Here is a 7,259-nt window from a genome sequence, read left to right as displayed (position 1 = left end):
GACCGGGCGGTGACGGTGACGGAGGCGCGCTGGCAGCCGCCGCTCGCCGGCTCGGACACGGCGGCCCTGCGCTCGGTGTTGCTCGACCAGCGCCGCGAGGCCGCCAACAAGCTTGCCTTCGACCGGATGACCGCCGCCGGCGCGGACTTCGTCGATGTGCGACCGGCGTCGGAGGCGGTCGGGCTGGATAAGGGCACCTTCCTCCACGCGGGGCCGCCGCTGGATTGGGAGCGCGCGAGCGGGCCGATGAAGGGTGCGCTGATCGGGGCGATGCTCTTCGAGGGCATGGCCGACACTCCCGAGGAGGCCGAGGCGAAACTCGCTGCGGGAGAGGGCATCACACTCGAACCGTGCCACCACCGCGATGCGGTGGGTCCGATGGCCGGTGTCGTCAGCCCGAGCATGTGGATGTACGAACTGCACGACCCGGTCCACGACAACCGCTCGTGGTGCTCGCTCAACGAGGGCCTGGGCAAGGTGCTGCGCTACGGCGCCTACGGTCCCGAGGTCATCGAGCGACTGCAGTGGATGAACTCGGTCCTCGGGCCGCTGCTGCAGCAGGCCATCCGCAAGGCCGAGCGGATCGACATCAAGGCGATCGTCGCACAGATGCTGCAGATGGGCGACGAGGGCCACAACCGCAACCGCGCCGGGTCCCTGATGCTGCTGCGGGAGTTGCTGCCGAACCTCATCACCGCGGACGGCTCACCGTCGGATATCGCTGAGGCGGTGCGCTTCTCGGGTGCCAACGAGCACTTCTTCCTCAACCTCGGAATGCCCGCCTGCAAGCTCGCGACCCTCGCGGCCCACGGCATACCCGGCTCCTCCATCGTGACGACGATGGCGCGCAACGGCACCGACTTCGGCATCCGCGTCTCCGGGACCGGCGAGCAGTGGTTCACCGGCCCGGCGAACACGCCCGAGGGGCTCTTCCTCGGCTCGTACGGCCCGGAGGATGCCAACCCCGACATCGGTGACTCGGCGATCACCGAGACCGGCGGCATCGGCGGCGTCGCGATGGCGGCGGCCCCGGCGATCGTGAAGTTCGTCGGTGGCGACGTGCCGTTCGCTCTCCAGGCGACCCAGCGGATGTACGCCATCACTCAGGGCGAGCACCCGGCATACCAGATCCCGATCCTCGAATTCCGAGGCACCCCAACGGGAATCGACGTCACCAAGGTCGTGCGCACCGGCATCCTCCCGCAGATCAACACGGGTATGGCCGGCCGCGTCGCCGGCGTCGGCCAGGTCGGCGCCGGCCTGGTCAACCCGCCGGAGGAGTGCTTCACCGCCGCCCTGACGGCTCTCGCCGCCACGTCCTGAGTGCCCCCGAGACGATTCGAACGTCCGACACCCGCTTTAGGAGAGCGGTGCTCTATCCCCTGAGCTACGAGGGCGGGGGCCGGGGTATGCCGGCCGGGACAGTCTAGTTGGAGCCCCAGACCCCGGTCGAAAGTGCGCGACACGCCGTCATCGCTCACGCATTGCGGCGGGTCGCGCACTTTCGACGGGGTGAAGGGGCGTCAGAGGATGGCGAAAGCGCGGTCGACGAGTTCGGCGAAGGTCGCGGCATGCGAGCCGGAGAGGTGGGCGCGGACGGCGGCGCGGAAGGCGCCCAGAGCGGCATACGTCTCCACGGTGACAGCGAGCTCGTCATCGAGGGACAACGCACGCGCGGCTCGGGCCCGCTCGGTCAGGGCCTCGACGACGGCGCGGTCGGCGCGGGCGTAGACGCCCAGGACGCGCAGCCCGATGGCCGGCTCGCGCTGGGTCAGCTCCCGGCGCATATCCCACAGCTCCCGATCGAGTTCGAGGCCGGCGACGCGGTCGAGCGCCAGCGCATGCACCACCTCCCGCGGCGACTCGGTGTCCGGGCGGGACGCCACGAAGCGGCGCAGCCGGTCCACGTCGTCGTCGGGGTCGGCCCCGACGAGGGCGTCGTCCTTGGCCGGGAAGTAGTTGAAGAAGGTGCGCGGCGAGACCCCCGCGCGCTCGGCGATGGCATCGACCGTCAGCGCGTCCATACCGCTGTCCGAGGCCAGTTCCAGTGCGGCGCGGTGGATGGCCCGCCGGGTCTCGCGCTTCTTGCGTTCGCGCAGACCGCAGTTGGCGTCCTCGTCGACGAGGACCGGGTGGTCCGCCACGGAAGTCATGCACCCATCATACTGCAGTAACTGCAACTTTGCAGACTCTGCAACTTTCGCCTACACTTGACCCGTGACCACGACTTCCAACCCGGCCGAGACCGAGTTCCATCTCGACGCCACCGGCCGGCGCATCTTCATCGGGCTCATGCTCGGCATGTTCGTCGCCTCGATCAGCCAGACCATCGTCGGCCCGGCGATGCCGTTGATCGTCGCCGAACTCGGCGGCATGGAGCACTACTCCTGGGTCGCGACCGCCGCCATGCTCGTCTCCGCGATCGTCGTGCCGGTGGTCGGCAAGTTCTCCGACCTCTACGGCCGCCGCGGTTTCTATATCGCCGGCCTGATCGTCTTCATGCTCGGCTCGCTCGTCAGCGGTCTCGCTCCGAACTTCTGGACCCTCGTCGCCGGCCGCGCCATCCAAGGCCTCGGCATGGGCACCGTGATGCCCTTGGCGCAGACCATCATCGGCGACATCATCCCTCCGCGCTTCCGCGGCAAGTATCAGGGCCTCATGGGCGCCGTCTTCGGCGTCACCTCCGTCGCCGGCCCGCTGGCGGGTGGCTGGATCACCGACAACCTCGGCTGGCGCTGGCTTTTCTGGTCCTCCATCCCCGTCGGCATCGCCGCCACCGCCGTCGTGGCGCGCTTCCTGCACCTGCCGCACCAGCGCCGGAACGCCAAGATCGACGCGCTCGGCATCGCCACGCTGGCTCCCGCGCTCGTCGCGATCCTGCTCGCCACCAGCTGGGGCGGCACGACCTACGCCTGGTCCTCCGCCGTCATCCTCGGACTGTATGCCGTGGGCGCCGTGCTGCTCGCTGCGTTCGTGTGGGCCGAATCCCGTGCCGCAGAACCGATCCTGCCGCTCCGCCTCTTCAAGAACTCGATCTTCACACTGTCCAATGTCGCCGCCTTCGGCGTCGCCATGGTCATGTTCGGCGCGATCATCTACATCCCCGTGTTCGCCCAAGGCGTCATCGGCGTCAACGCCACCAACTCCGGCCTGATCCTGCTGCCGCTGATGGCGGGCCTGATCATCTTCGGCATCGTCGCGGGCCAGATCATCACCAAGACCGGCCGCTACAAGGCCGTCATGCTGGCCGGCGTCGCCACGCTCGCCGCAGGAGTCTGGCTGCTCACGCGCCTGACCCACGAGGCCACGTCAGGTCAGCTGACGCTGGCGATGGTTATGCTGGGCGTCGGCCTGGGTCTGTGCATGCAGCAATACACCCTGCTCGTCCAGAACGCAGCGGACTTCACGGACATGGGCGTCGCCACCGCCTCCACCCAGTTCTTCCGCAATGTCGGGTCCACGGTCGGCATCGCGATCTTCGGCACCGTGATGACCACGGGCCTGCACGACGCGATCCTGCGCCACCTGTCCCCCGCCGCGGCGCGTGCCGCCGAGGCCTCTGGTCAGGAGATCGGAGCCGGATCGGTTCTCGATCCGAGCGTCATGGCCCAGCTGCCCGCACCCGTGGCCGAGGCCGTGCGGATGGGGCTCGCCGAGCGCTTGCACGAGGTCTTCGTCCTCGGGCTGCCCATCCTCGCCGCGGTGTTCGTCGCGACCGCGCTGATCAAGTCGGTCTCGCTGCGCACCACCAACCACCCGTCCGGCAACGAGGAGGCGCAGCACGAACTCCTCGACTCGATGGCCACCCTCTCCCCCGAGTCCATCCAGGACGAGGAAGAGGAGCGCTTCGCCCACACCCGGCGCTGACCGGCATCCGACTCGGCGCGACAGCTGGACCTCTCGGGGGGCCCGCTGTCGTCGTTCAGCGGCGCGGATTGTCCCGGTCGTAGCGGCGGGCCTGCAGCGCCCCGTTGACCATTGCCATCGTCCCGATCCCCATGATGGCCAGCACCGAGATCGCCACCGGCTTGTCGTCCCACGAGGCGATCACGATCGCCGTGCCGAGCCCCAGCAGGATCAGGGCCACGAGCAGGACGATCACGGTTCCGGACGCAATCCGCATGCGCAGCAGGCTACGCCGGACATTCGGAATACGAGGAACCCGGGGCCGCGCTGAGCATGGCGGACGGGCGGGAGCATCGCTCCTCGTATTCCGGCTGTATGCGGCGAGAGTGGCGGGCCTGCTGTTGCTGGCAATGATGGCGTCATGCGTACTTTATGAGCATGGCCAGGGTGAACGCGGCAGGTGGCCGCCGAGCGTGCCGGCCGTGGTGCTCGCCGAGGCGTTGACCGGCGATCGAGGCCCAGCGCTTCTACGAGCGCCTCGGACTCGACCCCACCCACCTCGGATTCAAGCTGACCATCCCGCCCGGATAGCCTGCCCGTCATGAGTGCGATCGAGGGAGTCAGCCAGATCTTCGATGCCGACCGGTGGGACGGCATACCCGGCTTCGAGGACCTGACCGACCTGACCTATCACCGAGCCAAGGAGCACGGCACCGTCCGGATCGCGTTCGACCGCCCCGATGTCCTCAACGCCTTTCGGCCGCATACGGTCGACGAACTGCTGCGGGTGCTGGAGCCCGCTCGCCCCCTCCGCCGACGTCGGCTGCGTCCTGCTCACCGGCAACGGGCCGAGCGAGAAGAACGGCAAGTGGGCCTTCTGCACCGGCGGCGACCAACGCATCCGCGGGCGCGCGGGCTACCAGTACGAGACCGAGCACGAGTCGACCGCGACCGGCCAGGCCGCCCCCAATCCCATCGACCAGGCGCGCCTGGGCCGCCTGCACATCCTCGAGTGCCAGCGGCTGATCCGCTTCATGCCCAAGGTCGTCATCTCCCTCGTCAACGGCTGGGCGGCCGGCGGTGGCCACTCGCTGCACGTCGTCTCCGACCTCACCCTCGCCAGCATCGAGCACGGCCGCTTCAAGCAGACCGACGCGGACGTCGGCTCCTTCGACGGCGGTTTCGGTTCGGCCTATCTCGCCCGGCAGGTCGGCCAGAAGTTCGCCCGCGAGATCTTCTTCCTCGGCCAGGAGTATTCCGCCGAGGACGGCGTGCGCATGGGGACGGTGAATCGTGCTGTGCCGCATGCGGATCTGGAGGCCACCGGGCTGGAGTGGGGGCGGCTGATCAACGGCAAGTCGCCCACGGCGCAGCGGATGCTGAAGTACTCTTTCAACCTCATCGACGACGGCCTCGTCGGCCAGCAGCTCTTCGCCGGCGAGACCACGCGCCTGGCCTATATGACCGACGAAGCCCAGGAGGGCCGCGACCAGTTCCTCGAGAAGCGCGACCCCGACTGGTCGCCCTACCCCTGGTACTACTGACCGGAACGCTAGGAATGCACGACGTAGTGCAGGATCACGTCGTGGGTGTGCTTGGCCTTCTCCGAGCCGCGCAACAGCACCTCGTAGGTCCCGTGTGAGGTGTGGATCGCGACCGTCGTCTCCTCGGTGAACCGGCCGAAGACGGACGCATTGGACGCATACGACACGGCCGTGATCTTGTTGTAGGGCACGGACGTCACCGCCACTCTCCCGCCGACGAAGCTGTTGTCCTGCAAGATGACTCGCCGGTCGGTCAGCCCGATGAACCCGGTGCCGACCTCTTTGCCGTCGTAGACGGCGAAGACGGTCTCGTCGGGCAGCAGTGAGTTCTGGACGATCTGCAGCTGGTCCTTCTTGTCGTAATAGATCTCGTCCGCCATCGCTGGTGCCCTTCCGTCGTATGCGGCACGCTCACCCCGCCGTGCAGCTGGCCGGGAGCGCTGTCGCCACCAAGCCTGCCACGCGACATACCGTGGGGCCATGGGACGGATCGAGATCGTCGAGGGCGATATCACCAAGGAAAAGGTCGATGTCATCGTCAACGCCGCCAACTCCTCGCTGCTCGGCGGCGGCGGCGTCGACGGCGCCATCCACCGGGCCGCCGGGCCAGGGCTGCTGGAGGAGTGCAAGGACCTGCGCTCCAGCACCCTCCCAGACGGTCTGCCGCCCGGGGACGCCATCGCCACCCGGGCCTACAACCTCAAGAAGGTCAAGTGGATCGTCCACACGGTGGGCCCGAATCGCCATGCGGGAGAAACGGATCCGGAGGTCCTGCGCCGCTGCTTCGCCAATAGCCTCAGCCTCGCGCGCGGGCTGCGTTCGCACAGCATCGCCATCCCGGCCATCGGCGCCGGGGTCTACGGGTGGGACCACCTCGAGGTGGCCCGCATTGCGATGGCGGAGGCCGATATGGAGAAGCACAAGCGCGGCGGCATCGAGAAGATCCGCTTCGTCCTCTTCAGCCATGACGCGAAGGAGACCTGGATCGACGCGCGGATGGAAATGCCCGACTGAGCCGGGCGGCATACCGTTGGCGCTGCGAGCGTTCGGGCGGCGGCGCGGCGTCCTGGACCCAGGCCGCCGGGCAGAGCGCGACGGGCTGGATCACCGGCAGATCGGACTCGCCCTGACGGCTGGTGGGCAGCGGGTATGCCGCCCGGGATGGGGTCTCGTGGGATGTGGACATCGCCGGTCCTTCCATCAGCAGTGCGCCGAGGCAGTCGATCGCCCCAAGCCAACCTGTGAGCAACCACCCCCGGCGCCCATCCTGCCCGGAGCTTGACGAAGCGGGCGAGAGGTGCGAGATCCGCACCTCTCGCCCGCTGCGGGACGACTGAGTCTTATGGGCGGCCGTAGGTGGCCGAGGAGGACCAGATCGCGCGCAGGCCCGAGGACAGGCCGGTGCGCGGGCTGTCGTACATCATTCCGTTGCCGGCATAGATGCCCACGTGGTAGGCCGGGTAGCCGAAGAAGACCAGGTCACCTGGCTGCGGGTTGCTCACCGGGGTGGCCGCGGCCTGCTGGCCCGCGGCCGTGCGGGGCAGGGAGATGCCGACCTTGGCGAAGATGTAACTGGTGAACCCGGAGCAGTCGAAGCCGGCCGGGGTGGATCCGCCGTAGACGTAAGGAATGCCGGACAGCGACGCGGCGATCGCGAGGACACCGCCATTGGCCGGCACCTGCGGGGTGGTCGGGGTGCTCGGAGCCTTCGGGGTGTTCGACGCCGAATTGCTCGAGCTGTTCGACGGGGTCGAGGTGCGCGTGGTGGACCGGCTCGCGGGGGCGGTCTCGGTGCGCGCGGCGACTGCGGCGGTGGCCGACGTCGTGGTCGCGACCGGGGCGGGCTTCGGCTTGGGCTTCGGCTTGGCG

At 68.7% G+C, this 7,259-nt stretch carries 7 protein-coding genes, 1 tRNA gene and 1 pseudogene; 4 read left to right on the top strand and 5 right to left on the bottom strand.

Annotated elements, in window-relative coordinates; genetic code table 11:
- A partial coding sequence (locus BN11_RS11640; RefSeq protein ID WP_235435451.1) for a YlbE family protein occupies positions 1–1,323 on the top strand: 1,323 nt, incomplete at its 5' end.
- Between the two features lies 1 nt (position 1,324).
- Here the strand turns inward: BN11_RS11640 and BN11_RS11635 are convergent.
- Positions 1,325–1,397: transfer RNA gene (locus BN11_RS11635), tRNA-Arg, on the bottom strand.
- A gap of 126 nt (positions 1,398–1,523) precedes the next feature.
- A complete protein-coding gene (locus BN11_RS11630) occupies positions 1,524–2,153 on the bottom strand; it encodes a TetR family transcriptional regulator (RefSeq protein ID WP_048697871.1) in 630 nt (209 codons plus the stop codon).
- Positions 2,154–2,217: 64 nt separating this feature from the next.
- Here BN11_RS11630 and BN11_RS11625 point away from each other — a divergent pair, with 64 nt between their 5' ends.
- Positions 2,218–3,867 carry an MDR family MFS transporter gene (locus BN11_RS11625; RefSeq protein ID WP_048697870.1) on the top strand — a complete coding sequence of 550 codons (1,650 nt, stop codon included), beginning with the start codon at positions 2,218–2,220 and terminating at the stop codon, positions 3,865–3,867.
- A gap of 55 nt (positions 3,868–3,922) precedes the next feature.
- Here BN11_RS11625 and BN11_RS11620 read toward each other — a convergent pair whose 3' ends face one another.
- Positions 3,923–4,123, bottom strand: a complete 201-nt coding sequence (locus tag BN11_RS11620; RefSeq protein WP_048697867.1) for a hypothetical protein — start codon at positions 4,121–4,123, stop codon at positions 3,923–3,925.
- Positions 4,124–4,447: 324 nt separating this feature from the next.
- Here BN11_RS11620 and BN11_RS11615 point away from each other — a divergent pair.
- Positions 4,448–5,390: pseudogene (locus BN11_RS11615) on the top strand (1,4-dihydroxy-2-naphthoyl-CoA synthase).
- 8 nt (positions 5,391–5,398) lie between these two features.
- On the opposite strand, the gene BN11_RS11610 reads toward BN11_RS11615, so the two are convergent.
- The gene (locus BN11_RS11610; RefSeq protein ID WP_048697864.1) at positions 5,399–5,770 is read right to left on the bottom strand and encodes a PH domain-containing protein; all 372 of its coding nucleotides are present in this window, start codon (positions 5,768–5,770) and stop codon (positions 5,399–5,401) included.
- 100 nt (positions 5,771–5,870) lie between these two features.
- On the opposite strand from BN11_RS11610, the gene BN11_RS11605 reads away from it, so the two are divergent.
- Positions 5,871–6,404, top strand: coding sequence for a macro domain-containing protein (locus BN11_RS11605; protein WP_048697863.1), 534 nt, complete (start codon positions 5,871–5,873; stop codon positions 6,402–6,404).
- A gap of 326 nt (positions 6,405–6,730) precedes the next feature.
- Here the strand turns inward: BN11_RS11605 and BN11_RS25185 are convergent, their stop codons facing one another.
- The gene (locus BN11_RS25185) at positions 6,731–7,069 is read right to left on the bottom strand and encodes a C40 family peptidase (RefSeq protein WP_053084084.1); all 339 of its coding nucleotides are present in this window, start codon (positions 7,067–7,069) and stop codon (positions 6,731–6,733) included.
- Between the last annotated feature and the right edge of the window lie 190 nt (positions 7,070–7,259).

This window comes from Nostocoides australiense Ben110 (assembly GCF_001050535.1).
Classification (GTDB): Bacteria; Actinomycetota; Actinomycetes; order Actinomycetales; family Dermatophilaceae; genus Nostocoides_A; species Nostocoides_A australiense.
This window is presented reverse-complemented; position numbering and strand designations above follow the sequence as displayed.

Excerpts from the sequence above, each read along its gene's own strand:
- BN11_RS11630 (WP_048697871.1), bottom strand. The coding sequence starts at position 2,153 with ATGACTTCCGTGGCGGACCACCCGGTCCTCGTCGACGAGGACGCCAAC.
- BN11_RS11620 (WP_048697867.1), bottom strand. The coding sequence starts at position 4,123 with ATGCGGATTGCGTCCGGAACCGTGATCGTCCTGCTCGTGGCCCTGATC.
- BN11_RS11610 (WP_048697864.1), bottom strand. The coding sequence starts at position 5,770 with ATGGCGGACGAGATCTATTACGACAAGAAGGACCAGCTGCAGATCGTC.
- BN11_RS11605 (WP_048697863.1), top strand. The coding sequence starts at position 5,871 with ATGGGACGGATCGAGATCGTCGAGGGCGATATCACCAAGGAAAAGGTC.